Below are 25,349 nucleotides of genomic sequence, written 5' to 3' on the forward strand. Positions count from 1 at the left end.
GCACCCTGCGCAGAAGCGCGCCGATGACCCCCTGATTTTGTGTAATTTCAGTTGTTCTGTGCTAACGTAGGTTCAATAAAGGCCGCGACCCGAATCGCGAGCCCGTGATTTGGCAGGCGCAGGCTGAACGGTGGAGCACAAGGCGGAACGCATGATTGGGCGTAATTCCCCTCGTATGTCTGAAGACAATCAGGACGCGGATACCTCTCCGCGAAGCTTCGACGATTTCACGCTGGAGCTTGGTGACGTCATGCGCGGTGAACGCGCTACCATGGGCAAGTCGCTCCTGGACGTTCAGCGAGAACTGCGGATCAAGGCCAGCTACATCGCCGCGATCGAGAACTGCGATCCCTCGGCCTTCGACACGCCCGGCTTCATCGCCGGCTACGTGCGCTCCTACGCCCGCTACCTCGGCATGGATCCCGACGAATGCTATCGGCTCTTCTGCGAGGAGAGCGGGTTCGCCGTGGCGCATGGCATGTCCGAGAAAGCCTCGACGATCCGCAAGGGGCAGGGGCATCTGCCCGCGCCGGCGGCCCGCGATATCTTTGAGCAACCCCGCATGCCCTTCGTTCCGGCGGGCGAGTCGTTCTTCTCGCGCATCGAGCCGGGTGCCATCGGCTCGCTGCTGGTGCTGATCGCGCTGATGAGCGGCATCGGCTACGGCGGCTACGCGGTGCTTCGCGAGGTGCAGCGCGTGCAGGTTGCGCCGGTGGACCAGACCCCGCTTGTGCTGAGCGATCTTGACCCGGTTCAGCCGACCGCCGCGCCGTCGCAGAACGGCGAGGAGCAGGTGGCAAGCGCCGAGGGCGCGGGCCCGTTCTCGCCGCCGTCGAACGAGGCGCTGGATCGGCTGTATCGCCCCAAGGCGCTGGACGTGCCTGTGCTGGTGGCGCGTGACGCGCCGATTTCCTCGCTGGACCCGTCGACTGTCGGTGCCTTTGCTCAGGCGGAGCGCAACCAGCTGCCGCAGGTGGACACGGCGTCGGCCGAGGCCGCGATGCAGGTGGCCGGGCTTCCTGCTCCGCTTCCGGGGGCCGCGCAGTCTCAAACCGTGCTTGACAGGGCCGCAGTCACCCTCGTCGCGGTGCGCGCCGCCTGGGTGCGTGTACGCGGCGCCGCTGGCAACGTTCTCTATGAGCGGGTGATGGAGCCGGGCGACACCTGGACCGTGCCCGAGGGGCAGGCCGAGGCGAGCCTCACAGTCGGCGAGTCGGGTGCGCTCTACCTCGCGACCAATGGCCAGACCCTCGGCCCGCTTGGCCCCAAGGGGCAGGTGACACGCGACGTGGCGCTGGTGCCTGAGGTGGTGACCGCCGCCTATCAGCCCGCGGTGCCGCAGAACGACGCCGATCTACAACGCGTCTTGGCCAAGCTCTCCGAAACCGCCGTGCCGGCCGCAGCGCAGACCCAGGTCGCGCAGGCTGCCCCCGCGGTGACCCAGCCCGGCGCGCCGAAGGTGCTGCAGGACAGCGCCCCCGGCGTGACGATGATCGCTGTCCGCCCTGCATGGGTGCGCGTGCGCTCGGCTGATGGCTCGGTGATCTTCGAGAAAACCATGCGCGCCGGCGACACTTGGACCGCACCCGCCACGCAGGATCCGGCCAATCTGCGCGTCGGCGAATCCGGCGCGGTCTACTTCGCGGTGAACGGTCAGACCTACGGGCCGGTCGGTGCTTCGGGCACGGTGACCAAGAACCTGCCGCTCTCGGTCGAGCACCTGACCTCGGCCTTCAAGGTCGCCGATCTCAGCCGAGACGCCGACCTGTCGCGTGTGGTTGCCGAACTCTCCGGCGATTTCGCCCGGGCCGACTGAGCGCGTCCCTCACGTCTTTTCGTCTCGCCCATCGCGGGCTGATACGGCTGCGCTCTGGTTTCACCGGCGCGCGGGCGCTATGTTGAGGCCAAATACCAACGCATGCCCTCAGGAGGCCTCCAGTCCATGAGCCACAACCCGATCCGCCCCTGGCGCAGCATCGAGCGCCGCAAGTCCCGGCAGATCATGGTGGGCAACGTGCCGGTGGGCGGGGATGCACCGATCTCGGTGCAGACCATGACCAACACCGTCACGACCGACGTCAAGGCGACCATCGAACAGGTCCAACGCGCCGCCGAGGCGGGCGCCGACATCGTGCGGGTCTCGGTGCCCGACGAGGCCAGTTCGAAGGCGCTGAAGGAGATCGTGCGCGAAAGCCCGGTGCCGATCGTTGCGGACATCCATTTCCACTACAAACGCGGCATTGAGAGCGCCCTCGCCGGTGCTGCCTGCCTGCGCATCAACCCCGGCAACATCGGCAGCCCAGAGCGCGTGCGCGAAGTGATCGCCGCGGCCCGCGACAACGGCTGCTCGATGCGCATCGGGGTGAACGGCGGCTCGCTGGAAAAGCACCTGCTGGAAAAGTACGGTGAGCCCTGTCCCGAAGCGATGGTCGAGAGCGCACTCGATCATATCCGGATCCTCGAGGACAACGACTTCCACGAGTTCAAGATCAGCGTGAAGGCCTCGGATGTCTTCCTGTCGGCGGCGGCCTACATGGGGCTGGCCGAAGCGACGGACAAGCCCATCCACCTTGGCATCACCGAGGCTGGCGGTCTGACCTCTGGCACCATCAAGAGCGCCATCGGCCTCGGCCAGCTGCTGTGGATGGGGATCGGCGACACGCTGCGTGTCTCGCTGTCGGCCGATCCGGTCGAAGAGGTGAAGGTCGGCTACGAGATCCTGAAATCGCTCGGCCTGCGCCACCGCGGCGTCAACATCATCTCCTGCCCGTCCTGCGCGCGTCAGGGCTTTGACGTGATCAAGACCGTCGAGGCGCTGGAGCAAAGGCTCGAACACATCAAGACACCGATGTCGCTGTCGATCATCGGCTGCGTGGTGAACGGCCCGGGCGAGGCGCTGATGACCGACGTCGGCTTCACCGGCGGCGGCGCGGGGTCGGGCATGGTCTATCTGGCGGGCAAGGCCAGCCACAAGATGTCCAACGACCAGATGATCGACCACATCGTCGAAGAGGTCGAGAAGAAGGCCGCCCAAATCGAGGCCGAGGACGCTTCGAAAGCGCAGGCCGCGGAGTAGAATGGTGACGCGAGCGCGCGCTTTGGTCGGGGTTCTCCCGCCCGCTGGCCAGCGGCTCGATTTTACCGAACTGCGCAGCCTCGAGGGCATGCGCCGCTCTCAGGGGCTGATCAGCATCGGCCTGGTCGCCGCCGCCGCACTGGGGATCTGGGCTTTCATGGGGGTGCCGATGCTGCTGCCCTGGCTCGGCGTCATGCTGGCGTCAGTCGGCCTGCACTCCCTTGCCGTGAGGTCGCTTCCTGACACGGGCGACCGGCGCAGGCTGCTGCTGCCGGTTTTCACGCTGCTGCTCTCGGGGCTCGTCTATATCGCCGGGGGCATGATCCTCTGGGTGCAGGGCGATCCGGGGCTGACGGTGCTGTCGCTGCTCTTCATCTTCGTGGCGCTGCTCAACACGCTGACCTACCGCGCGCAGATGCGGATGTTGCTGGTGCTCGACCTGTCATTGATGGGCACCGGCATCCTGGCGCGGGCCGGCTGGCTTTGGTACGACGCGCCCGGCACGGCCGACACTGTGCTGGTGAGCGCGGCTCTGGTGATCTGCTACCTGTTCTTCTGCCGTGTCGCCTGGGGCGTGCTGCGCACGCGCGAGGCGCTTGAAGCCGCCACCGGCGACGCGCTTGTTGCGGCGCGCGGGCGCGCCATGGAGCAGCTCACCGGGGGCGTAGCGCATGATTTTAACAACCTGCTGACGGCGGTGCTGGGCAACATGGAGCTTGCCCGGCTGTCGCCGACGCCGAGCGAGCGCGACGAGTTGCTTGACGAAGCCGAGCGTGCGGCGCGGCGCGGCGCCGAGCTGACCGGCCAGCTTCTGGCCATGGCGAGCTGCGCGCGCCTCAAGCCGGTGTCCATGTACCCGGATGAGTTGGCCGAGGGGCTGGTCAGGCGTGCTGCCGACCTGCTGGGGCCGGGGCACGAGCTGGGGGTGAAGGTCGCGCCGAACCTGCCGCAGATCTGCGTCGACGGCCCGAAGCTGCAGGGCTGCCTGATCGAACTTGTCTCAAACGCCCGCGATGCGATGCCGGAGGGCGGCACGATCGAACTGCGCGTGCACTCCGAAGTGCGCGGCGGATCGCCATCGGTCTGTTTTGATGTGCGTGACCACGGCACCGGCATTCCGCCGGACCTGATGCCGCTGGTCTGCGAGCCCTATTTCACCACCAAGCCGGTGGGCGAGGGCTCGGGTCTCGGGCTGGCCATGCTGCGCGGATTTGCCGAACAGTCGGGCGGCACCTTCGAGCTTTCGGCACCCGCCTTCGGGTCGGGGACGCTGGCGCGACTGTCTCTGCCCCTGTCCACCGAGCAGCGCAACGTGGCGGCCGGACCGGCGGCAGAGATCGCCTCTGCCGCCGAATAGCGCTCAGCTCTCCTCGCGCACCTGGCGCAGGATCTGCCGCATGCCGTCGATCGGCACGTAGCCACGGAGCATCTGGTCGCCGAAGACGAACGTCGGAGTGCCGCTGATCTGCATCCGCTGCGCGAGTTCATGGGTCTCCTTGATGCGACGATCGACCTCGGGGTCGCTCATCTTGGCGAGGATCTCGTCGGCATCCAGCCCCAGCGTGGTCGCCAATTTCGACAGGACCGGCTGCGAGGGCTCCTGCTTCAGCGAGATCAGCGCATCATGCATCTGCTTGTAGGCGTCCGGACCGGCGACCAGCATGGTGGCCAGCGCAAAGCGCGACGAGGTCACCGAGTCCTGCCCGAGGATCGGGAATTCCTTGATGATGATGCGGATGTTGCCGTCGCTCTCCACCAGTTGTTCGACCTCGGGGAAGGCCTTGCGGCAATAGCCGCAGCGGTAGTCGGAGAACTCCACGATGGTCACGTCGCCGTCGGGGTTGCCACCGACCCAGCTGTAGCCGTCGTCGAAGAGCGCGCCGGCGTTGTTCTCCACCAGATCGACATCGGCCATGGCCTGCTGCTCGGCCTGCTTGGTCTCGAGCGCGTTGACCGCCTCCATGATGACCTCGGGGTTGTCGAGCAGATACTCGCGCACCTCGGCACGGAAGGCCTCACGCTGTTCCGGCGTCAGCTTCTGGAGGTCGAAGTCCTGCGCGAGGGCAGGGGGCGCCATGAGGCCCGTGGCCACGGCCAGCGAGGCGGCGGCGCGGCGAAAGGCGGTGCGTCGGGTCGTTGGGGTTTGCATCTTGTCTCCGTCGGTCAGGGCGCCCGCTCGGGCGGTATCTCAGCGTTTCCTTGCGGCGCGCTCTGATGCGTCTAGCACATCCTGCGCGCGGTTCCACGGGGCGGATCCGCGTGGCAGCAGATCTACCGCGCGCTTGGCGTGAATTCCGGCATCCTCCATCCGGCCCTCTAGCGCGTAGCGCTGCGCTGTGGCCTCCGAGGCCATGCCGTTGTTGTTCGCGCGGGCGTAGGCGACCGAAAGGTCGCGCAGGATGCGCGGGTCGGCCCAGTCGCGGCCGCGCGCCTCTTCCAGCGTCGAGAGCGCGGATTTGAACTGGCCCGACGCGAGTTGCGCGCGCCCCAGTCCGCCCAGGATCTGCGCGTTGCGCGGCGCGAAGGCGCGGGCCTGCGCATAGACGCGGGCGGAGTCGGCCGGGCGGCGACCCTCCAGCAGGATCTGGCCCTTGAGATCGTAGTAGAAGGGATCCTTGGGCCGCAGCGCGATGGCACCGTCGATGGCCCTCAGCGCCCCGGGCAGATCCGACTGCCGGTGCCGCGCCACCGCCTCGCGCATCAGAGCGATGTCGCGGCTGCCGCTGTCGTCGAGCCGCCCCAGCGTCCAGCCGGGCGCGCGCAGAAATGCCGAGAGCTTGCCGCGGGCGCGCAGGAACCAGTAGTCGGCAGCGGGATCGTTGTGTTCGGCCACCTTCGCTGCGGCGACCAGCCCCTGCGTCGTGCGGAAGCGGTCGCGGGTCAGCGGGTGGCTGCGCATGTAGGGATCCTGCCGGCCGACGTTCAGCGCCTCCTGCCCGAGAAACAGCTCCTGCACCGTGAGGGCACCGCTCGGGTCGATACCCGCCTGCACCAACGTCCGGATCGAGGCGATATCCGCAGAGCTTTCCTCGGCGCGGGTATGGCTGAGGAAATTGCGCAATGCAGAGCCCTGCGTTCCGAGCATGATCCCCGCCGCCGCTTCGCCGCTGCCGGTCGCCGCCCCGGCCGCGGCGGCCAGCACCATGCCGAGGCCCGCTGCATTGCGCGCCGCGCGCATGTTTGCCATCCGGCGGGACAGGTGGCCGCCAGTGATATGCGCCGCTTCATGTGCGATCACTGCCTGCAGCGACTTTGCGTCGGGCAGCTTCATGATCAGCCCGGAATGCACGAAGATGCGGGTCGTGTCGGCGACGAAGGCGTTGAGCCGGTCGTCCTTGATCACCAGCACATCGACCTGCGCCGGGCTGAGGCCGGCGGCGCGGAGCACCGGAGCCGAGATTTGCGCAAGGGCGTGTTCGAGGTCCGCGTCGCGCAGCAGCGTCGCGGCACGGGCCGAAGGCGCCGCGAGCAGAACCGCGAGCGCGCAGAGCGTGGCGATGAGGCGCAGCGCGGCGCGCGGTCCCGGCATTGACCCTCCCCCGGAAGCTTCGTACTTCGCCCGAAGACGATTTGCCGAGCCACCATGGGAGAGAGACATGCGAAACTCAAGCCGGGGGGCGGTCGATCCCTTCATCGTGATGGACGTGATGGAGCAGGCGCGCGCCGCCGAGGCCGCAGGCCGCCACATCATCCACATGGAGGTCGGCCAGCCCAGCTCTCCCGCGCCTGAGGGCGCCCGCAAGGCGCTGGCCCAGGCGATGGAAAGCGATGCGCTCGGCTACACGGTGGCGCTCGGCATCCCCGAACTGCGCGCGCGCATCGCGCGGCTCTATGGCGAGTGGTACGATGTTGACCTGAACCCCAACCGCGTGGTGGTCACGCCGGGCTCCTCGGGCGGCTTCATCCTTGCCTTCTCGGCACTTTTTGATGCCGGTGACCGCGTGGCGCTCGGCGCGCCGGGCTACCCCTCCTATCGGCAGATCCTCAAGGCGCTCGACCTGCGCCCGGTGGAGATCCAGACCGCCGCCGAGAACCGCTACCAGCTGACCCCCGAGGACCTAGCAGGCGTCGACTACGAGGGCGCCATGGTCGCCTCGCCGAGCAATCCCACCGGCACCATGCTCGGCAAACCCGAGCTCGCGGCTCTGGTCGAGGCGGTGCAGGCGCGCGGCGCGGCTTTCCTGTCGGACGAGATCTACCACGGCATCGATTACGACAAGAAACCGGTCACCGCGCTGCAGGTCTCGGACGACGTCTGCGTGATCAACTCCTTCTCAAAGTATTTCTCGATGACCGGCTGGCGCGCCGGCTGGCTGGTGGTGCCCGAAGCGCAGGTCCGGCAGGTCGAGCGGCTGGCACAGAACCTCTTCATCTGCGCGCCGCATGCCTCACAGGTCGCCGCGCTTGCAGCCATGGACGCAACCGAGGAGCTGCAGGCCAACCTCGCGGTTTATGCGAAGAACCGCACCCTGATGATGGAGGGGCTGCCGAAAGCCGGCTTCGATCGCATCGCGCCGCCGGACGGCGCCTTCTACGTCTATGCCGACGTCAGCCACCTGACCGACGACAGCCGCACTTTCGCCGCCGAGATCCTCGACAAGGCGGGCGTCGCGGTGACCCCGGGGCTCGACTTCGACCCTGCCCGTGGGGCAGGGACGCTGCGGTTCTCCTATGCGCGGGGCACGGCGGAGATCGAGGAGGGCCTGACACGGCTCAAGGCCTTCATGGACTCGCGTGCCTGAGCGGCACGGCGGGGCGAGCTTGGTCCGCGCCTGGCTTTTGCCTGCTTCGCGCCACGCCAAGCCACGTGCGAATCCTGCCCGGCGCTGCTAGGCTCGCGCCAAGCAACAAGAAGACAGACAGAACCAAAGTCGGGCGGATGGGCAGTTTTTTCCGGATCATCTTGGCGGGCGCGCTCTGTGCCCTGCTGGTCAGCGGCGCGCGGGCGCAGGACATTGCGCAGGAGCGGGCGCTCGGCGGGCAGGCGCGTTTCATCGCCGGCACCGTCAGCGACGCCGACTGGGGGAAGGGAACCGAGCTGACGCTCTCGCTCAGCCAGGGCGTGCCCTGGCGCGCCTTCACCCTGACCGAGCCGCCCCGGCTGGTTGTGGACTTCCGCGAGGTCGATTGGACCGGTGCCGAGGCCGCCGAGATGGACCGTTCCGACGAGGTGGCCGGGCTGCGCATGGGGCCGTTCCGCTCCGGCTGGTCGCGGCTTGTGGCCGAGTTGACCGGGCCGATGGTCCTCGACCGCGCCGGGATGCGCATCTCCGAGGAGACCGGACAGGCCGAGCTTTCGCTGCGCCTCGCCTCGTCGAGCGCCGCTGAGATGGCGGCGCGCTCCGGCCTGCCGCGCGACCCGCGCTGGGACCTGCCCGCCGCCAAGGGCAAAGCCGCGCCGCGCCGCGCCGAAGGCGCGCCGCTGCGCATCGTGCTAGACCCCGGACACGGCGGCATCGATCCCGGCGCACAGCGCGACGGGCACAATGAGGCCGACCTCATGCTCACCTTCGCCCGGGACCTGCGCGACGTGCTGCGCCGAACCGGCTTCGAGGTGCTGATGACCCGCGACGCCGACGTCTTCGTCTCGCTCGAGGCGCGCGTGGCGCAGGCGCATGACGCCCGCGCCGATCTTTTCATCTCGCTGCACGCCGATGCGATCGAACAGGGCATCGCCCATGGCGCGACGGTCTACACGCTCTCCGACGATGCCTCCGATGCCGCCTCCGCGGCCCTGGCCGAGCGCCACGACCGCGACGACATCCTCGCGGGCCTGGACCTTTCGGGCTCCGACGACCGGGTCGCGAACGTGCTCCTCGACTTGGCCCGGCTCGACAACGCGCCGCGGGGCAGGGCGCTTGCCGGTCACCTGGTGGCGGGCATCCGCAACGCGGTCGGGCAGGTGCACAAGCGGCCACAGCGGCAGGCGGGCTTCTCGGTGCTCAAGGCGGCGGACATCCCCTCGGTGCTGATCGAGGTCGGGTTCCTGTCCACCGAGGAGGACCTGCGCCACCTTCAGGACCGCGCCTGGCGCGCTGGCATGGCGGCGGGGATCCGTGACGGAATTCTGGCCTGGGCCCTGGAGGACGAGGCGCTGGCGCGGCTGCGGCGCCGATAGCGAGGGGGCGGGGCTGCCGACACAGGCCAGTCATTGGACCCATTGGCGGGACAGGGCTGGGTCGGGGGCGAACACGTATCCGAACATGCGCGCTGCGAACACGCACCCCTGCGCCAGCGACGGGCTCGCGATCGTTCGCGTGCCCTGACCCAAGGATGCCGGCTAAGCGGCGGAAAACACGTCGGGACAGCGGCTGCTACAGCCTGGCGGCCCGATGCCGAGGAAGACGGGCGAAGGAGAGGATTTGCGATTGCGGAGCGATCCGCTTTGCCGTAAGACCCCGCGCAGGCACCCGTAGCTCAGCTGGATAGAGCGCTGCCCTCCGAAGGCAGAGGCCATAGGTTCGAATCCTATCGGGTGCGCCATATTCCATCTATCTATCTGAAAGACTTCCAAGGCCTTCATGGGTAAGGCTTGGTGGAGGGTTGACGCAGTTCCTCAAGCGGGTATGCGGCTCGCTCCAAATTCGCTTACCGGAGCGCTGCTCTCCCGAGAAAGAGCCATTTTAATCCCCTATTGTTCACTGGCGCGATGGTAGGGCGGGCCCAGAGCTTCTCAGACGCGGTATTTGGCCTCATCTTGTTGGCCCTGCGCCCAGCGAAGGTCCGGGACGCCTGCCGCACTTCTCGCAGAGCGAATGAGGTTATGCGCGTCCTCCTGCGCGTCGCGGACCTTGGGCGCAGCTTCGATGGGGGCTGACATGGCAACGGGTGAGAGACGTGCCGACTTCGAGGCCGGGAGGCTTTGCCTCGCCCCGGTTGCGAGGAGCTTGTTTTGCCCCGAGGTCAGGGGCTTGCGCGCCGGATTGACGAAAATCCCCGGACCGGCTATCGCCCGTTTTGATGCACCCGAAGGCGGTGCAGCGTGTCGCCCGCCGCGTGGCCATTTCCGGAAAATGAGCGGGCCCCTTGGACAGATGAATGATGCTGGGAACGTCTTTTCCCTGTGGTGACCCGATGGCCGAGCGCCGCGCCGGCTTTGCCGAGACGCTGGCCCACCTGGGGGATTTCGGCGGCGCGATAGAGGCGCTGCGCGGCGCGATGGAGCTTGTGCCGGGCTGGGCGGCGGGCTGGTTCCGCCTTGGCGAGTATTTAGAGGCGGTGGGCGAGGTGGGTGCTGCGGCCGAGGCCTGGGACAAGGCGGTGGTCGCCGATCCACGCGACCCACTGGGCGCCGGGTTGCGCCGCGACCTGCTGCGCGGCGTGCCGGTGGCGGAGAGCATGCCGCCGGCCTTTGTGGAACTGCTCTTCGACCAATACGCGCCGCGCTTCGAGCGATCTCTGGTGGGCAAGCTGAATTACCGCGGTCCCGAGCTGCTGCTCGCGGCGCTGCACGCGCAAGGGTTCGAACGGGCGCGGCATGCGCTGGACCTCGGCTGCGGCACCGGCCTGATGGGAGAGCTGCTGCGTCCGCAGTGCGGCTGTCTCGATGGTTTCGACATTTCCTCGGGCATGCTGGCCGAAGCCGCGTCGAAAGGTGCCTACGATCTGCTCGAAAAGCGCGACATCGCCGAGATGGCCGCGATCCTGCCGCGCTACGACCTGATCGTGGCGGCGGATGTTTTCATCTATCTCGGCGCGCTCGAGCGGGTGATTGGCTGGTGCGCCGGAGCACTGGCGCCGGGCGGGCACTTCGCGTTCACGCTGGAGCTGGGCGATGCGCCGGTTCAGCTGCGCGAAAGCCGCCGGTTCGCCCATTCCCGTGACTACGTGACGGGGCTGCTGGCGGAGGCGGGCTTCACCGGGGTCGCGCTGACCGATTGCGTGCTGCGCCAGGACCGCGGCCAGGACGTTGCGGCGCTGCTGGTTGCCGCGCGCGCTCCCGCGCGCGTCTTTGACCGCGAGGGGGATGGCGAGGCGGAGGCGCTGGTCTAGGCCGGCGCCCCTGCGTCGCGGCGATCAGAAGTTGAAGCTGAGGTTGAGGCGCAGGGCGCTGTCGCCGTCGAAGTTCGACGCCGCTTCGAGCCGGCCGCCCAGCCCGTGCCCACCTTCTGCGCCGTAATCGAGGCCCAGAGACAGCTGGTCCTGGCTCAGCAACTCGCTGGCCTCGAAGCTGCGGCTGCCGGCCTCGGTGACATAGGTCAGATCGTCCTGATCGCCGCCGAAGACCGTGTAGGCCGCATAGGGCCGCAGCGTGCCGCCGACGGCGCGCATCGGCGCGCCGAGCTCGGCGCGGAAGGCCGAGGCAAAACTCACACGGCTCTCGACCTCGCCGCCCTTGCGCACCAGATCGTAATCGCCAGTGGCGTGGCGCAGCAGGTCGCCGGTGACCACGAGGTCGAACCCGGTGCCCGGGGTTGCGCCCTCGCGCAGCATGGTCTCGCCGCGCAGGCTGAGGCCGAGGATGCGGCCGTCGTGATCGCTGCTGCCGCTGGCCGAGGCGGGGCTGGAGAGCTTGTTGTGGGTACGGCCCATGTAGAGCGCGCCGCCGTAGCTGACGCCATTCGACTCGCCCGCGTAGCCGGTGCCGAGGAAATACGAGCGGATGCGCGCCTCATGGGTGTCGTCGTCGAGGTAGGACACGCCCTGACCGTAGCCGGCGAAGGCCGAGAGCCCGTTGCCGAAGCCCCAGCCCAGCACCAGCCCGCGGCTGTTGTAGCCGGCGTCCTGCGCGTGATCCGGTGCGCTGGTGCCGCCTGCCGCGTAGCCGCCGAGGAAGAAGCCGTCTTGCCGGCTGGTCACGGCGGTGCGGCCGATGCCGAATCCGATCTCCCGCGAAAGCAGGTCGGTCTGCGTCAGCGGCGCCGGGTCGAGCGTGGGCACCGAGGCCGCCTGCGCCTGAGCGGCGAAAGGCGCGAGCGTGGCAAGAAGGGCGAGGCGGAGGAGAGCGGATGCGCGGGTCATATTTCCGGCTTTAGCCCCAAGGCATGGCGCTGCCCAGAGACGAAGGGTCACAGCCGCGTGACCCCCGGGGCACTACAGTTTGCGCCGAGCGTTGAGCGCCGCGGTGATCGTGCCGTCGTCGAGGTAGTCGAGCTCGCCGCCGATGGGCACGCCCTGCGCCAGCGAGCTCATCGCCACGCGGGTCTCGAGCTGGTCGGCGATGTAATGCGCGGTGGTCTGACCGTCGACCGTGGCGTTGAGCGCGAGGATCACCTCGGTGATCCCCTCGCTCTCGACCCGCGCCACGAGCTGCGGGATGCGCAGTTCTTCGGGGCCGATGCGGTCGAGCGCCGAGAGCGTGCCGCCGAGCACGTGGTAGCGGCCCTTGAAGCTGCCGCCGCGCTCCATCGCCCAGAGATCGCCCACGTCCTCGACTACGCAGATCTGCCCGTTGCCGCGCCGTTCGTCGGCGCAGATCGGGCAGATCTCGGAGGTTCCCACATTGCCGCAGTTCAGGCATTCGCGCGCCGTGGCGGCGACCCGCGTCATCAGATCGGCCAGCGGCGTGAGCTGCAACTCACGCTTACGGATGAGATGCAGCACGGTGCGCCGCGCCGAGCGCGGGCCGAGGCCCGGCAGGCGGGCCATCATCTCGATCAGCGCGTCGATGTCGCTGCGGTCGGGCATTCGGGGATGACCTTCTGGGGCGCAGGCCCGGGCTGCCGGTGGCCGCAGAGCGCCTGCGGCGCTCCGCTCCGTTCGGCCAGATGCCGTGCCTGCGGCGGGCGTCTTAGAACGGCATCTTCATGTCGGCGGGCAGGCCAAGCTCTTCGGTGAGCTTGCGCATCTCCTGCTCGGCGCGGTCCTGCGCCTTGGTCTGCGCGTCCTTGATCGCCGCAAGGATTAGGTCCTCGACCACTTCCTTGTCATCGCTGTTGAAGATCGACGGGTCGATGTCGAGGCCTTTCAGCTCGCCCTTGGCGGTGGCCGTCGCCTTGACCAGACCCGCGCCGGACTCGCCGGTCACCAGCGTGCTGTGCAGGTCTTCCTGCAGCGCGGCCATCTTGCCCTGCATCTCCTGCGCGGCTTTCATCATCTTGGTCATGTCGCCAAGACCGCCCAATCCTTTGAACATCTGATCTCTCCTGTGTGAGCTTGCACCCTAGATACGGATCACGCCGCCGGGCGACAAGGGAGGCGCCGGCGTATTTGGAGAACAATGAAACGGACGGCGCGGGCGGGTGGCGGCGCGCCGCGCGTATTTTCGGAAAGATGAAAGGGGCCTTATGTGCCCGGCGGGGCAGGTGGCCCGATCACCTTTCCGTCTCACTTTCCGTCGCGGCCGGCAGCCTCGTCGAGCAGGCGCGTCAGGAGCAGCGCGGCGCCGCCGATCATCAGCGAACGACCGAGCGAGTCGGTGACATTGGTGGGCGCGAAGGTGGCGACCTGATCGCGCGATGCGAGCGCCGCGCGCCGCGCCTTTGAGCGGCGCGGCAGATCTCCGAACTGGCGCGGCTCGGGCACGTGGCCGAAACGCGGCTTGGCCTTCAGCAGGATGGCACCAATCGCCAGCAGCCCGCCGGCGAAGAGCATCGGCGAGAGGCGCTCGCGGCGGCTGGCGGGAAGCGCGTCGCCAATGCGGTCGCGCAGCGCGGGGAGAGTGGCCTTGTGGACGGCTTTTGCGGGATCGAAGCTCATGGCGGGTCCTCCGGGATATGACCAGAGCCAAACCCCGAAGGTCCGCCAGATGTTCCCCCGTCGGGTGCGGGTTACTCTTCCTCGAAGGGATCCCACTCGTCCTCGACCTCGGGAAGCGCCTCGACCGCGGCCTGCTGCTGCTCGGCTTCGGGGGTGCGGATCGCGACGATCTTCGCCTTGGGGAAGGCGGCGAGCGTGGCCTGCACCAGCGGGTGCTGCTCGGCCTCGGCGCGCAGCTCCAGCTCGGCGGCGTCACGCTTTTCGACGATGGTCGGTGTCTCGCAGCCGTTGACCAGCGACACGCCCCAGCGCGCGCCGGTGAACCGCTGCAGGGCGGTGCCGAGCCGCTGCGCCAGATCGCCCGCGGCATTGCGCGCCGGGGTGAACTCGATGCGGCCGGGCTGATAGGCGGCAAGACGCACGCCGCTTTCCACCTCGACCAGAAGCTTCACGTCGCGGTTGGCGCGGATCAGCTCGAGCACATGCTCGAAAGTCGGGTAGCGGGCAAGCGCGTTGTTCTGCGCCACCGCGGGCACAGCATTGCCGTAGATCGCGCTGGGGCCCGAGGGGCCGGGGTGGGTGGGCTGTACTTGGGAGCCGTAGGCCTGCGTGCTGCCTGCCTGCGCCGGGGCGCCTGCGGGCGCGTGGGCATAGCCTCCACCGCCGGGGCCATTGGGGCCGGGAGCGGGCGGGGGCGGCGTGTCCTGCAGTTTGCGCAGCAGCTCCTCGGGCGAGGGCAGCTCGGCCACATGGGTCAGCCGGATCACCGCCATCTCGGCGGCCATCATCGCGTTGGGCGCCTGCGCCACCTCGTCCAGCGCCTTGAGCAGCATCTGCCACATGCGGGTCAGCGCCCGCATGCCGAGATTGGCCGCCAGCGCCGAACCGCGGGCGCGCTCGTCGGGGCCGACGGTGGGATCCTCGGCCGCCTCGGGGGTGATCTTCACCACCGAGATCCAATGGGTCAGCTCCGCCAGATCGCGCAGCACCGCCAGCGGGTCGGCGCCCTCGGCGTATTGCTCGGAAAGTTCGGTCAGCGCGCCCGGGGCATCGCCGTGCATGATCTTCTCGAAGAGGTCCATGACCCGGCCGCGGTCGGCGAGGCCGAGCATGGCGCGGACCTGGTCGGCGGTTGTTTCCCCGGCGCCATGCGAGATCGCCTGGTCGAGCAGCGAGGTGGCGTCGCGGGCCGAGCCCTCGGCGGCGCGGGTGATCAGCGCCAGCGCGTCATCGGTGATCTCGGCGCTTTCCTTGCCGGCGATCTTGCGCAGCAGGTCGATCATCACCTCGGGCTCGATGCGGCGCAGGTCGAACCGCTGGCAGCGCGACAGCACCGTCACCGGCACCTTGCGGATCTCGGTGGTGGCGAAGATGAACTTCACGTGGGCGGGCGGCTCTTCCAGCGTCTTGAGCAGCGCGTTGAAGGCGCTGTTCGAGAGCATGTGCACCTCGTCGATGATGTAGATCTTGTAGCGTGCCGAGGCCGCCCGGTAGTGCACGCTGTCGATGATCTCGCGGATGTCGCCGACACCGGTGTTGGAGGCGGCGTCCATCTCCAGCACGTCGACGTGCCGGCCTTCCATGATCGCCTTGCAATGCTCGCACTGGCCGCAGGGTTCGGTGGTTGGCCCGCCGGTCCCATCGGGGCCGATGCAGTTCATCCCCTTGGCGATGATCCGGGCGGTGGTGGTCTTCCCGGTGCCGCGGATGCCGGTCATGATGAAGGCCTGCGCGATCCGGTCGGCCTTGAAGGCGTTCTTCAGGGTGCGCACCATGGCATCCTGCCCGACGAGATCGGCAAAGGTCTCGGGGCGGTACTTGCGCGCGAGTACCTGGTACTTGGGGCTGTCGTCAGTCATGGAATCCGTGGCGCTCCTTCGGTTGCGGCCAAGGTAAGGTGGGGGAGGGGCGAGGTAAAGCCGGGCGTCGGGGCGGCGGCGATCCCTCCGCATGTGTTGCGCGGGGACTTCCCCATGCGCCGCCGCTCTGGTATTACGCCTTCAGGCCCGATCGCAGGGGGCCGCCCCGTCCGCGGAAAGCGCGCGCACCTGCCTTTGAGAGCCGATCCCATATCTTCGGTTTCACTCCTGCCCAGACCAGCGGACACTCGGGCAATGACGGAGGATACCGGCATGCTCTTTGCTGAGCCCTTATCGGGGGCGACCCCATCCATCGAGGACTTGCGCCGCGAGGCGCGCCGACTTCACAAATCCTACGAGGCCGGCGAGCGCACCGCGCGCGAGCGCCTGCGCGAGTTGCCGCCGCGCGGTGACGGACGTGAGCTCAAGCGTGCCGACTTCCTGCAGGTCGTGGCGCGCGAGCGCGGTTTCGAGAGCTGGCCCAAGCTCAAGCTTGCTGCCGAGACGCAGGGCCTTGACCGGGCGGCGAAAATCCAGCGGCTGAAGATCGCGCTGTTCCGCGGGCAGATGCCGGTGGTGCAGGCGCTGCTGACCGAGACGCCCGACCTCGCCGAGGGGCTCTTTGGCCTGCAATGCGCGCTGGCGGATTTGCCGGGCGTGCGCGCGGCGCTGGCGAAGACGCCGCAGCTCGCCAGCGAGCGGCTGGGGCCACGCAGTCCGATCCTGCACCTCGCCTTTTCGCGCTGGCATCAGGTCCATCCCGAGCTGCGCCCGGTGACGCTGGAGATCGCCGAGCTGCTGGTCGCGCAGGGGGCGGATGTGAACGACGCGCAGGACGGGGCAGGGGGAGAGAAGCTCTCGGCGCTCTATGGTGCGCTCTGCGTCTCCCGCAACCTCGATCTGGCGCGTTGGCTGCTGGAGCACGGGGCCTCTCCCGACGACGGCGAGTCGCTCTACCATGCGGTGGAGATGGGCACGCAGGACGGTCTGAAGCTGCTGCTCGAACATGGCGCAAAGCCGCAGGGCACAAATGCGCTGCTGCGGGCGCTGGATTTCAACGACCACGGCGCGGTGGAGCTTCTGCTCGCCCATGGCGCGACATTGGACGAAGACGCGCAGACCATACCCGCGCTACACCAGGCTGTGCGGCGCGGCTGCGACCGGCGGATGGTGGAGCTGCTGCTCGAGGCCGGGGCCGATCCGGTGCGCGAGTGGCGCTGGGTCTCGCCCTACGCCTACGCCAAGGCGCTTGGCAGCCGTCCGCTGGTCGAGGTGCTCGAGGCCCGGGGCATCACCGCCACGCTGTCGCGGGAGGAAGCGCTCATGGCCGAGGCCGCAGAGGGGCGCATCACCAAGGACGCCTACATCGACCCGGAGGCGCTGCCGCCTGCCTACGATGGGCTGCTGCGCGGCCTCGCAGGGCGTCCGGACCGGCTGGAACAGATCGCGGCGCTGGTTGCGCTGGGGATGCCCTATGACGCACCGGATGCGTCCGATGGCGTGACCCCGGTGCAGGCCGCTGCCTGGGAAGGCTATCCAGAGGTGATGGGGTATTTCCTCAAGCTGCGCCCCGACATGAGCCACGTGAACGCCCATGGCGGTACATTGCTCGGCACGCTGCTCCACGGGGCCGAGAATGCGCCCGAGACCGGGGAGCGTGATCATCTCGCTTGCCTGTCGCTGCTGCTCGCGCATGGGGTTGCACTGCCGCGCAAGGCCATGGCGATGGTCGGGAGGCCGGACATCGCAAGCGTCCTGCGGGACTGGGCAGAGGCGCACCCGGGGCAGGTCGTCTGATCCGGGCCCGGGCTTTGGGTGGTTCGCCCTAACCGGGAAATTCTGTTTCACAAAATCGCGGCAGCCCCTACAATCAGGGCTGCCGCACGGATTTTCAAAAAAGGAATTTTATCATGCGTCTCAGAGGAGTGCGCCGAAGCAGCAATGTCGAGGACCGCCGCCGCTCCGGCGGGCGTGTCGCCATGGGGGGCGGGCTTGGCGGCATCGCGCTGCTGATCGTTCTGGCCATCGGCTATTTCGCCGGCGTCGACGTCACGCCGCTGCTGAACGACAGCACCATGCAGACCTCGAGCGAGCCGCGCGAACTGACGCCGCAGGAAAAGCTCGCCGGTGAGTTCGCCTCGCAGGTGCTGGCCACCACCGAGGAGGTCTGGAGCCAGCTGCTGCCCGAACAGGCGGGCCGTGACTACGTGCCGCCGGTACTGGTGCTGTTCTCCGGTCAGACCGCTTCGCCCTGCGGCGGTGCCAGCGGCGCAACGGGGCCGTTCTACTGCCCGCTCGACCAGCAGGCTTATCTCGACACCGAGTTCTTCGCGACGCTCGAGCAGCAGCTCGGCGCCGAGGGCGATTTCGCCGCCGCCTACGTGATCGCCCATGAGGTCGCTCACCACGTTCAGAACTTGCTCGGCATCCTTCCGCAGGTCGAGGAAATCCGCCAGCAAGCTAACGAGACGCAGGCCAATGCGCTGACCGTGCGGCTGGAGCTGCAGGCCGACTGCCTGTCGGGCGTATGGGCGACCCACGTCGACGGAATCCTCGAACCCGGTGACGTCGAGGAGGCGCTGAACGCGGCCCGGATGATCGGTGACGATCTGCTGCAGAAGCGGGCAGGACGGGTGCCGCAGCCGCACACATTTACCCATGGCACCAGTGCGCAGCGCTCGGGATGGTTTGCGCGCGGCTACGAGGCGGGCAATATCGCCGCATGTGACACCTTCTCGGGGGACATCTGATCCGATGATGATCTACGCGCTCTCGGTGCTCGACGGCATCCTCGCGATCTCGCCCCTGCCGGGGGCGGGCGGGGATTTCGCCGGTGACATGGCGCATGTGACCGAGTGGCGCCCGGCGCTGGTGATCACCCTCGTCACCCGCTCTGAGATGGAGGCGGCCGGCGCGGCGCTGCTCGGGGCGCAGGCGCAGGATCACGGCTCGCGCTGGGTGCACTTGCCGATCCCGGATTTCGGCACCCCGCCGGAGGAGGTGCTGCGCCTCTGGCCCGAGGTGAGCCGTCACGCGCAGCAGGCGCTTGCCGGCGGCGGTCGGGTGCTTGTGCATTGCCGGGGCGGCTGCGGGCGCTCGGGAATGGTGGCGCTGCGGCTGATGATCGAGGCTGGCGAAGCCCCCGACGATGCGTTGGCCCGGTTGCGGCATGTCCGCCCCTGCGCCATCGAGACCGGGCCGCAGATGCGCTGGGCCCTGCAGGCGCAGCGCGGCGCGGCGCAGTTCCTGCGCCACGCGGACTGAGCGCGCCGACCGTCACGAGCGCCGCCGCAGCCGATTGCCACGCCCGCGCCGCTCGGCTAGACCCTGCCTTGCAGAGCCAGCCTTTCGCCAGCCCCTGATTTTTCAAGGAGATGGTGAATGATCCTCCCCCGCAGACGCTTCCTGACCATGTTTGCCGCCGTCGCATCCTGCGCCGCCGTCCCGGCGCTGGCGCAGAGGCGGCAGCTCCCTGCGACCTTCCCGCTGTTCGACGCGCCGCCTGCCAGTCACAGGCTGACGCATTTCGACGTGACGGCGGAGGGTCTGACCTATCGGCTCTTCCTCGCTCGCCCGCGCGCAGAAGCCCCGGCGGCGGGCTGGCCCTCGCTCTGGATGCTCGACGGCAACGCCGCCTTCAGCCGCCTCGACGCCGCGCGGCTCGAGGCGCATCCCGGCCTTGCGGTGATCGGCATCGGCTACCCCATCGAGGAAGCCTTCGACGGCGCCTCCCGCGCCCGCGACTATACGCCCGTGCCGCTGGAGACTCCGACGCACGGGCGCGGGCGTGACTGGCAGTTCGGCGGGCAGGAGGCGTTCCGCGCAAGGCTGCTCGGACCGCTGTCGGCAGCACTTGCGGAGCGGGTGCCGCTCGACCCGGCGCGCCGCAGCCTCTGGGGGCATTCCTACGGCGGGGTCTTTACGCTGGCCACATTGTTGCAGGATCCGGGGGCATTTCGCGCCTACATGCCGATCAGTCCCACCGCCGGTTTTGGCGGCGGGGCGCTGCAGGCAATGGCGTCGGAGGCCCCGAGGCTGCAAGACGGCAGCGCCGAGGTGCTGATGATGCTCGGCGACAGCGAACACCGCTCGGGCACACCCGAACCGGCGGAGCCGCGACCCAGCCCCGACACCATGGAGCTGGGCGCGCGACTGGCGCGGCGCGGCGACCTGAACGTGCAGGTGAAGGTGCTGGAAGGGCTCGGCCACGGCGCGACCTTCGCCGCCTCCTTCCCGCGCAGCTTCGTGCTGGCGGAGGCGTGAACGACGCCGCTCAGGGAAAGACCAGGTAACCGCCGCGCCCGCCGTCGAGGGTGAAGCTGGCGCTGCTGCCGGTGCCTTCCTCGGGCGTGGCGAAGAGCGCGTTGCCCTGCGCCCCGTCGGTGCAGGCCAGTGCCGAGCCCATGCTCGGGAAGAGCGCGGGCGGCCCGTCGAGCTGGCCGAGGCAGGTGACACGGGTCTCTGGCAGGGTCAGCAGCAGGACGTAGTTCTCGCCGTCCGAGCTGAGCACCTGCGCCAGAGCGGTGCCACCGCCGTTCATCTCGCCCACGCCCTGCAGCGCCTGTCCGGGCGCGGTGAGCGGGGTCGTCGCGGGGGCGCGCTCGACCATGGGTGGCTGCGCAACGCGGGCGGCGGAGGCGGGCGGCGCGCTGACCACCGGCGCACCGGGCGAGTTGCGGATCTGCTTGGTGCGGGCGGGGCTGTCGCGCTCGATGGTCATGACCGGCTCGCGCACCGACCCGTCGGCTCCGGGTATGCGGCTACCGAGATCTATGGACAGGCCCAACCCTCCCAGCCCGCCGTAGCCGCCGCCCCAGTCGTCAGGCCAGTCGCCAGCCCAGTCGCCGTTGCCGCCCCAACCGCCACCCCAGCCGGGCCGGTGCGGGCGGTCGGGACGTGAGGGCCAGCCGGGACGGTCTGGCCAGCGGAAGAACGGCCGGTCGCGGTCGGGCCTGTCGAGATCGACCACCGTGCCCTGCGCCCAGAGCGGTGTGGCAAGGCTGATGAGCAGCGGGACGAAACGGGCGATCCTGAACATCGGGGCGAGCTCCGGGTGGAAAAAGTGTCGGTCCCAGAATGACATGCGAGTCGCGGTCCGGGCGCAAGCCCGAACTTCGCGGGGCAAACCGGCATAAGTGTGGCGCCGCGCGGATGTGACCGGCCCGGCGCGTCCCCGCACGCCGGGCCCAGGAGCGTCAGACGTAGCGGTTCCAGAGGTTCTCGAGCCGTTCCTGCCGCCCGGAGCGCGGTTCGGGATTGATCCCCTCGTCCCGCACCCGCGCCTCGATGCTCGCAAGATCGGACGTCAGCAGCGCCTTGCTCTCGGGCCTGTCCCAACCGGCGTAGCGCTCGGCGCGCAGCGTCTCCAGCGTGCCGTCCTCGAGCAGCTTTGCCGCTGCCTTCAGCCCGCGTGCGCAGACATCCATCGCCCCGGCGTGGCCAAGGATCAGGTCCTCCGGATCGAGCGACTGGCGGCGCAGCTTGCTGTCGAAATTGGTGCCGCCGGTGGTGAAGCCGCCCGCCTTCAGCACCTCGTAATAGGCGCGGGCGACCTCTGGCACGCTGTCGGGGAATTGGTCGGTGTCCCAGCCGGACTGGTAGTCGTTGCGGTTCATGTCGATCGAGCCCAGCAGCCCCAGCGAGGCGGCCAGCGCCAGCTCGTGCTCGAAACTGTGCCCGGCGAGGATGGCGTGGCCCTGCTCGATGTTGAGCTTCACCTCATTCTCCAGCCCGAAACGCTTGAGGAAGCCGTAGACCGTGGCGACGTCGTAGTCGTACTGGTGCTTCGACGGCTCCTGCGGCTTCGGCTCGATCAGGATGGTGCCCGGAAAGCCGATCTTGTGCTTGTAGTCGACTACCATGGACAGGAAGGCTCCGGCCTGCTCGGCTTCGCGCTTGAGGTCGGTGTTGAGCAAGGTCTCGTAGCCCTCGCGCCCGCCCCAGAGCACGTAGTTCGCGCCGCCCAAGCGGTGGGTGGCATCCATGCAGGTCTTCACCGTCGCGGCGGACCAGGCAAAGACCTCGGGATCGGGGTTGGTGGCCGCGCCGGACATGAAACGGCGGTGGGTGAAGAGGTTCGCCGTGCCCCAGAGCAGGCGGGTCTGGGAACCCTCCATCTTCTGGCCGAAGTAGTCGACGATTTCCTCGAGATTGCGCGTGGTCTCGGCGAAGCTTGTTCCCTCAGGCCTTACGTCCGCATCGTGGAAGCAGAAGAAGGGCACGTTCAGCAGGTCGAACATCTCGAAGGCCACGTCTGCCTTCAGTTTCGCTTTCTCCATTTCCGAGCCGAACCAAGGTCGGTCGAAGGTGCGTCCGCCGAAGGGGTCGCCGCCTTCCCATGCAAAGCTGTGCCAGTAGGCGACGGCAAAGCGCAGGTGGTCCTCCAGCCGCTTGCCCATGACGATCTCGTCGGGGTTGTAGTGGCGGAAGGCGAACTCGCTGTCCCCGTCCGGCTGGTAGGTGAGTTTCGGGATGTCTCCGAAAAAGCCCGTCATGAGTGCCTCTTGATATGCTGGGGTGTCCGCGATGCGCGGGTCAGTGATGCGGGTGCTTGCCGAGGATGATCATCCCGAGGATGTCCTCGTCGGTGACCTCCTTCACGTTGACCGTGCCGACGAGCTGGCCGTTCTTCATCACCGAGGCGCGGTCGCAGAGTTTCATCACGTTGTGGATGTCGTGCTCGATGAGGAAGATCCCGATGCCCTGCGCCTTCAGCTGCTCGATCAGCTCGGCGACCATCTGCGTCTCCTGCGGGCCGAGCGCGGCAGTGGGCTCGTCCATGATCAGGATCCGGGCGTTGAAATAGACCGCCCGCGCGATGGCCACCGACTGCCGCTGCCCGCCCGAGAGCGCCTTCACCGGGTCCTGGAACTTGCGGAAGTTGGGGTTGAGCCGGCCCATGATCTTGCGAGTCTCGGCCTCCATCTGCGCATCGTCCACCAGCCCCGTGGGCGAGACCAGCTCGCGCCCCAGAAAGAGGTTCGAGGCGGCGTCGAGATTGTCCGCCAGCGCCAGCGTCTGGTAGATCGTCTCGATGTTGTAGCGTCGCGCGTCGCGCGGGTTGTTGATCTCGACCTTCTCGCCGTCGATGAGGATCTCGCCGCTGTCCATGCGGTAGGCGCCAGACAGGCACTTGATCAGCGTCGACTTGCCCGCGCCGTTGTGGCCGAGCAGGCCAACCACCTCGCCGGGGTAGAGGTCGACCGTGACGTGGTCGACCGCCTTGATGCCGCCGAACGAGACCGAGACGTCGCGCATCTCGACCAGCGGGGCTCCGGTTCTGTCAGCCATCACGCGTCTCCCGTGCGTTTGCGGTAGAGGATGTCGATGAGCACGGCGAGCACCAGAACGACGCCCACGACGATGTTCTGGAACGGCGCGTCGACGCCGACCATGGCCATGCCCGATTGCAGCGACTGCATGATCAGCGCGCCGAGGATGGCGCCGTAGATCGTGCCGATGCCGCCCGCCAGCGCGGTGCCGCCGATCACCGCCGCAGCGATCACCCGCAACTCGTCAAGCGTGCCGATGTCGTTGGAATGGAACGACAGGCGTGCCGAGGCGACCATGCCGGCGAGCGCGCAGAGCACGCCCATGATGGCAAAGACCTTCACCGTCAGCAGCCGGGTGTTGATGCCCGACAGCTCGGCCGCCTCGGGATTGCCGCCGGTGGCGAAGATGTAGCGCCCGAGCCTGGTGCGGAGGGCGACCACGGTCATCACCACGGCCACGGCGATCAGCAGCAGCACAGAGTAGGGGATGCCATAGCCTGCCGTGAAGCCCTCGGGCATGGTCTCGCCGCGCGCCTCGAAGGCGCGGCGCAGCACCCGGGACGGCACCTCGTAGGCATTGAGGATGGCGACGAAGCCGAGGATCGCCACCGCCGTGAGCGCCATGAGCAGCCCTTCGGCCCAGAGCGGCTTGACCGGGAACTCGTGGTTGATCCGCGCCTTGCGGGCCTGGGCGATGGCGGCGCAGGCGACCACCGTGGCGAGAACGCCGAAGATCCAGCTGCCGGTCACGCCGAGCGTGCCACCGATGCCGCCGAGGGTCTGGAAGCTGTCGTCGAGCGGGCCTATGGTCTGGCCGCTGGTCAGGTACCAGGCGACGTTGCGCCAGACCAGAAGCCCGCCCAGCGAGACGATGAAGGCGGGCACCGCGAGATAGCCGACGATCCAGCCCTGGAAGGCGCCGATGAGACCGCCGGTGACCAGCCCGACGACGATGGCGGCGGGGGCGATCACCGGATTGCCGTAGTCGAGCCCGAGCCCGGGCAGCAGCTGGGTCTGGGTGATCGCCATCATCGCCGAGCAGGTGGCGAGCAGCGAGCCGACGCTCAGGTCGATGTTGCGGGTGACGATGACGAAGACCATGCCGGTGGCCATGATCGCCACGCTGACCGTCTGGATCGTCAGGTTGAAGATGTTGCGCGGGGTCAGGAAACGGCCGTCCGTCAGGACGTTGAACACGATGCAGACCAGGATGAACGCGCCGACCATGCCCAGAAGGCGGGTGTCGAATTCGAGGGTCTTGAAGATGTTCCTGCGGCCGGCCCCTGCGCCGGAGGCGTTCGCCTCTGCCATGGTGACCTCTGGGGGTTGGATCCGTTGCTTGGAGCGGTGTCTGGGGTGCGCTGCCCCCGCCGCGACGTGCAGGGCGGGGGCAATTCCGTCAGCCTCAGGCTGCCGGGATCAGTTGCAGGGGGCCGGGCCGTCCGTGACGCCCTGGCACAGTGCGTCCTTGCCGATCCAGCCAGCGTCGACCACGGTGCTCAGGTTGTCCTTGGTGATCGGCACCGGCTCGAGGAACTTCGCCCAGAGCGTCGTGCCTGCCGGAGAGGTCCATTCTGCCGCGCCGTCGATGTCGCTGGCCATCGTGTCGGCGGCCAGTTCTACGGCGATCTCGCCCGCCGCCTTGCCCAGCTCGCGCGCGTCCTTCCAGACCGAGACCGTCTGCGTGCCGCGCGCCACGCGGTTCAGCGCGGCATGGTCGCCGTCCTGTCCCGATACGGGGATACCGTCGAGCCCCTGCGCGGTCAGTGCCGCCACGGCGCCGCCGGCGGTGCCGTCGTTCGAGGCGACCACCGCGTCAACAGCATTGTCATTGGCGGTCAGGATCTGTTCCATGTTGCGCTGTGCGTTGGCAGGCAGCCAGCCATCCGTATAGGCCTCGCCGACAATGGTGATCGCGCCGCTGTCGATCGCCGCCTGCAGCACCTCCTGCTGGCCGCCGCGCAGGAAGTCTGCGTTGGGATCGGTGGGTGAGCCCTTGATCATCACGTAGTTGCCTTCGGGGGCCGCCTCGAGCACAGCGCGGGCCTGCATCCGGCCAACCTCGACGTTGTCGAAGGTCAGGTAGAAGGCGCGGCTGTCCTCGATCAGCCGGTCATAGGCGATCACGGGCACGCCCTCGTTGGCGGCGGCCTCGACGGCGGGGATGATGGCCTGGGTGTCTTGCGCGAGAATGATCAGCGCGTCCACGCCCTGCGCCATCAGCGACTCGACGTCCGATAGCTGCTTCGAGGACGAGGATTGCGCGTCGGCCGAGATGTAAGTCGCGCCCGCCGCCTCCAGCGCAGACTTGATCGCCGCCTCGTCGGTTTTCCAGCGCTCCTCCTGGAAGTTGGACCAGGACACGCCGACGGTCTGGGCGGATGCCGTTACGGCAAGCCCGAGTGTGATGGCCGCAGAGGCCAGCAAAGTCTTGTACATGTTTTCCTCCCTAGGTGCCCCGGTGGGGCTGCGCCGTTCTCCCTCGACGCAGCGTCAGCCTGAGCC

General features: G+C 68.4%; 22 protein-coding genes and 1 tRNA gene. 11 read left to right on the forward strand and 12 right to left on the reverse strand.

Annotation, left to right across the window (positions count from 1 at the left end; all coding sequences use genetic code 11):
• The first annotated feature begins 175 nt into the window (after positions 1 to 175).
• The 3 genes from BM397_RS22105 (at position 176) to BM397_RS22115 (ending at position 4,433) form a co-directional block, all read left to right on the forward strand.
• Positions 176 to 1,816 (forward strand): helix-turn-helix domain-containing protein, encoded by a 1,641-nt coding sequence (locus BM397_RS22105; protein ID WP_245696173.1) that lies wholly within the window; start codon positions 176 to 178, stop codon positions 1,814 to 1,816.
• Between the two features lie 126 nt (positions 1,817 to 1,942).
• A complete protein-coding gene (gene ispG / locus BM397_RS22110) occupies positions 1,943 to 3,076 on the forward strand; it encodes a flavodoxin-dependent (E)-4-hydroxy-3-methylbut-2-enyl-diphosphate synthase (RefSeq protein ID WP_092428599.1) in 1,134 nt (377 codons plus the stop codon).
• A gap of 22 nt (positions 3,077 to 3,098) precedes the next feature.
• Entirely contained in the window at positions 3,099 to 4,433 is a 1,335-nt protein-coding gene (locus BM397_RS22115; protein ID WP_177239599.1) for a sensor histidine kinase, read from the forward strand.
• 3 nt (positions 4,434 to 4,436) lie between these two features.
• On the opposite strand, the gene BM397_RS22120 is transcribed toward BM397_RS22115, so the two are convergent.
• Both BM397_RS22120 and BM397_RS22125 read right to left on the reverse strand, forming a co-directional pair.
• Positions 4,437 to 5,225, reverse strand: a complete 789-nt coding sequence (locus tag BM397_RS22120) for a DsbA family protein (RefSeq protein ID WP_092428603.1) — start codon at positions 5,223 to 5,225, stop codon at positions 4,437 to 4,439.
• Positions 5,226 to 5,264: 39 nt separating this feature from the next.
• Positions 5,265 to 6,605 (reverse strand): M48 family metalloprotease, encoded by a 1,341-nt coding sequence (locus BM397_RS22125; protein ID WP_245696174.1) that lies wholly within the window; start codon positions 6,603 to 6,605, stop codon positions 5,265 to 5,267.
• Positions 6,606 to 6,672: 67 nt separating this feature from the next.
• Here BM397_RS22125 and BM397_RS22130 point away from each other — a divergent pair, with 67 nt between their 5' ends.
• The 4 genes from BM397_RS22130 to BM397_RS22145 all read left to right on the forward strand — a co-directional run bounded on the left by BM397_RS22130 (position 6,673) and on the right by BM397_RS22145 (position 11,068).
• Positions 6,673 to 7,818, forward strand: coding sequence for a pyridoxal phosphate-dependent aminotransferase (locus tag BM397_RS22130; RefSeq protein ID WP_092428605.1), 1,146 nt, complete (start codon positions 6,673 to 6,675; stop codon positions 7,816 to 7,818).
• Between the two features lie 137 nt (positions 7,819 to 7,955).
• Entirely contained in the window at positions 7,956 to 9,194 is a 1,239-nt protein-coding gene (locus BM397_RS22135; RefSeq protein ID WP_092428608.1) for an N-acetylmuramoyl-L-alanine amidase, read from the forward strand.
• A 288-nt stretch (positions 9,195 to 9,482) separates the two neighbouring features.
• Positions 9,483 to 9,559 (forward strand) — tRNA-Arg (locus BM397_RS22140).
• Between the two features lie 555 nt (positions 9,560 to 10,114).
• Positions 10,115 to 11,068: a class I SAM-dependent DNA methyltransferase gene (locus BM397_RS22145; RefSeq protein ID WP_245696175.1), complete on the forward strand. Its 954-nt coding sequence runs from the start codon at positions 10,115 to 10,117 to the stop codon at positions 11,066 to 11,068.
• A 24-nt stretch (positions 11,069 to 11,092) separates the two neighbouring features.
• Here BM397_RS22145 and BM397_RS22150 read toward each other — a convergent pair whose 3' ends face one another.
• From BM397_RS22150 to BM397_RS22170, 5 genes are all read right to left on the reverse strand, one after another.
• On the reverse strand, positions 11,093 to 12,037 hold the full coding sequence (locus BM397_RS22150; RefSeq protein ID WP_092428610.1) for a hypothetical protein: 945 nt from the start codon (positions 12,035 to 12,037) through the stop codon (positions 11,093 to 11,095).
• A gap of 72 nt (positions 12,038 to 12,109) precedes the next feature.
• Entirely contained in the window at positions 12,110 to 12,703 is a 594-nt protein-coding gene (gene recR, locus BM397_RS22155; protein WP_092428612.1) for a recombination mediator RecR, read from the reverse strand.
• A gap of 103 nt (positions 12,704 to 12,806) precedes the next feature.
• Entirely contained in the window at positions 12,807 to 13,151 is a 345-nt protein-coding gene (locus BM397_RS22160) for a YbaB/EbfC family nucleoid-associated protein (protein ID WP_092428614.1), read from the reverse strand.
• 191 nt (positions 13,152 to 13,342) lie between these two features.
• Positions 13,343 to 13,714: a hypothetical protein gene (locus tag BM397_RS22165; protein ID WP_245696176.1), complete on the reverse strand. Its 372-nt coding sequence runs from the start codon at positions 13,712 to 13,714 to the stop codon at positions 13,343 to 13,345.
• A gap of 71 nt (positions 13,715 to 13,785) precedes the next feature.
• Positions 13,786 to 15,573, reverse strand: a complete 1,788-nt coding sequence (locus BM397_RS22170) for a DNA polymerase III subunit gamma/tau (RefSeq protein ID WP_092428616.1) — start codon at positions 15,571 to 15,573, stop codon at positions 13,786 to 13,788.
• A 255-nt stretch (positions 15,574 to 15,828) separates the two neighbouring features.
• On the opposite strand from BM397_RS22170, the gene BM397_RS22175 reads away from it, so the two are divergent.
• The 4 genes from BM397_RS22175 (at position 15,829) to BM397_RS22190 (ending at position 19,836) form a co-directional block, all read left to right on the forward strand.
• Positions 15,829 to 17,370 (forward strand): ankyrin repeat domain-containing protein, encoded by a 1,542-nt coding sequence (locus BM397_RS22175; RefSeq protein WP_245696177.1) that lies wholly within the window; start codon positions 15,829 to 15,831, stop codon positions 17,368 to 17,370.
• Between the two features lie 113 nt (positions 17,371 to 17,483).
• Entirely contained in the window at positions 17,484 to 18,323 is an 840-nt protein-coding gene (gene ypfJ, locus BM397_RS22180) for a KPN_02809 family neutral zinc metallopeptidase (protein WP_092428618.1), read from the forward strand.
• A gap of 4 nt (positions 18,324 to 18,327) precedes the next feature.
• Positions 18,328 to 18,837 (forward strand): protein-tyrosine phosphatase family protein, encoded by a 510-nt coding sequence (locus BM397_RS22185; RefSeq protein ID WP_092428620.1) that lies wholly within the window; start codon positions 18,328 to 18,330, stop codon positions 18,835 to 18,837.
• A 117-nt stretch (positions 18,838 to 18,954) separates the two neighbouring features.
• Complete coding sequence (locus tag BM397_RS22190; RefSeq protein WP_092428622.1) at positions 18,955 to 19,836, forward strand: alpha/beta hydrolase; 882 nt, start codon at positions 18,955 to 18,957, stop codon at positions 19,834 to 19,836.
• Between the two features lie 10 nt (positions 19,837 to 19,846).
• Here BM397_RS22190 and BM397_RS22195 read toward each other — a convergent pair whose 3' ends face one another.
• The 5 genes from BM397_RS22195 to xylF form a co-directional block, all read right to left on the reverse strand.
• On the reverse strand, positions 19,847 to 20,611 hold the full coding sequence (locus BM397_RS22195; RefSeq protein ID WP_092428624.1) for a hypothetical protein: 765 nt from the start codon (positions 20,609 to 20,611) through the stop codon (positions 19,847 to 19,849).
• A gap of 157 nt (positions 20,612 to 20,768) precedes the next feature.
• On the reverse strand, positions 20,769 to 22,067 hold the full coding sequence (gene xylA, locus BM397_RS22200) for a xylose isomerase (RefSeq protein ID WP_092428626.1): 1,299 nt from the start codon (positions 22,065 to 22,067) through the stop codon (positions 20,769 to 20,771).
• 40 nt (positions 22,068 to 22,107) lie between these two features.
• Positions 22,108 to 22,863, reverse strand: a complete 756-nt coding sequence (locus tag BM397_RS22205) for an ATP-binding cassette domain-containing protein (protein ID WP_092428628.1) — start codon at positions 22,861 to 22,863, stop codon at positions 22,108 to 22,110.
• Positions 22,863 to 24,155 (reverse strand): sugar ABC transporter permease, encoded by a 1,293-nt coding sequence (locus BM397_RS22210; protein ID WP_092428630.1) that lies wholly within the window; start codon positions 24,153 to 24,155, stop codon positions 22,863 to 22,865. Before BM397_RS22210 ends, BM397_RS22205 begins: the two co-directional genes overlap by 1 nt.
• Positions 24,156 to 24,263: 108 nt before the next feature.
• On the reverse strand, positions 24,264 to 25,283 hold the full coding sequence (gene xylF / locus BM397_RS22215; RefSeq protein WP_092428632.1) for a D-xylose ABC transporter substrate-binding protein: 1,020 nt from the start codon (positions 25,281 to 25,283) through the stop codon (positions 24,264 to 24,266).
• Positions 25,284 to 25,349 lie beyond the last annotated feature (66 nt).

The organism is Alloyangia pacifica (assembly GCF_900116195.1).
Lineage (GTDB): Bacteria > Pseudomonadota > Alphaproteobacteria > Rhodobacterales > Rhodobacteraceae > Salipiger > Salipiger pacificus.

Bases quoted from the DNA above. Each gene is read 5' to 3' on its own strand.
- xylF (WP_092428632.1), bottom strand. From the start codon at position 25,283: ATGTACAAGACTTTGCTGGCCTCTGCGGCCATCACACTCGGGCTTGCC.
- ispG (WP_092428599.1), top strand. From the start codon at position 1,943: ATGAGCCACAACCCGATCCGCCCCTGGCGCAGCATCGAGCGCCGCAAG.
- BM397_RS22175 (WP_245696177.1), top strand. From the start codon at position 15,829: ATGACGGAGGATACCGGCATGCTCTTTGCTGAGCCCTTATCGGGGGCG.
- BM397_RS22190 (WP_092428622.1), top strand. From the start codon at position 18,955: ATGATCCTCCCCCGCAGACGCTTCCTGACCATGTTTGCCGCCGTCGCA.
- BM397_RS22185 (WP_092428620.1), top strand. From the start codon at position 18,328: ATGATGATCTACGCGCTCTCGGTGCTCGACGGCATCCTCGCGATCTCG.
- BM397_RS22135 (WP_092428608.1), top strand. From the start codon at position 7,956: ATGGGCAGTTTTTTCCGGATCATCTTGGCGGGCGCGCTCTGTGCCCTG.
- BM397_RS22150 (WP_092428610.1), bottom strand. From the start codon at position 12,037: ATGACCCGCGCATCCGCTCTCCTCCGCCTCGCCCTTCTTGCCACGCTC.
- BM397_RS22125 (WP_245696174.1), bottom strand. From the start codon at position 6,605: ATGCCGGGACCGCGCGCCGCGCTGCGCCTCATCGCCACGCTCTGCGCG.
- BM397_RS22210 (WP_092428630.1), bottom strand. From the start codon at position 24,155: ATGGCAGAGGCGAACGCCTCCGGCGCAGGGGCCGGCCGCAGGAACATC.
- recR (WP_092428612.1), bottom strand. From the start codon at position 12,703: ATGCCCGACCGCAGCGACATCGACGCGCTGATCGAGATGATGGCCCGC.
- BM397_RS22195 (WP_092428624.1), bottom strand. From the start codon at position 20,611: ATGTTCAGGATCGCCCGTTTCGTCCCGCTGCTCATCAGCCTTGCCACA.
- BM397_RS22130 (WP_092428605.1), top strand. From the start codon at position 6,673: ATGCGAAACTCAAGCCGGGGGGCGGTCGATCCCTTCATCGTGATGGAC.
- BM397_RS22205 (WP_092428628.1), bottom strand. From the start codon at position 22,863: ATGGCTGACAGAACCGGAGCCCCGCTGGTCGAGATGCGCGACGTCTCG.
- xylA (WP_092428626.1), bottom strand. From the start codon at position 22,067: ATGACGGGCTTTTTCGGAGACATCCCGAAACTCACCTACCAGCCGGAC.
- BM397_RS22170 (WP_092428616.1), bottom strand. From the start codon at position 15,573: ATGACTGACGACAGCCCCAAGTACCAGGTACTCGCGCGCAAGTACCGC.
- ypfJ (WP_092428618.1), top strand. From the start codon at position 17,484: ATGCGTCTCAGAGGAGTGCGCCGAAGCAGCAATGTCGAGGACCGCCGC.
- BM397_RS22105 (WP_245696173.1), top strand. From the start codon at position 176: ATGTCTGAAGACAATCAGGACGCGGATACCTCTCCGCGAAGCTTCGAC.
- BM397_RS22120 (WP_092428603.1), bottom strand. From the start codon at position 5,225: ATGCAAACCCCAACGACCCGACGCACCGCCTTTCGCCGCGCCGCCGCC.
- BM397_RS22160 (WP_092428614.1), bottom strand. From the start codon at position 13,151: ATGTTCAAAGGATTGGGCGGTCTTGGCGACATGACCAAGATGATGAAA.
- BM397_RS22145 (WP_245696175.1), top strand. From the start codon at position 10,115: ATGATGCTGGGAACGTCTTTTCCCTGTGGTGACCCGATGGCCGAGCGC.
- BM397_RS22165 (WP_245696176.1), bottom strand. From the start codon at position 13,714: ATGAGCTTCGATCCCGCAAAAGCCGTCCACAAGGCCACTCTCCCCGCG.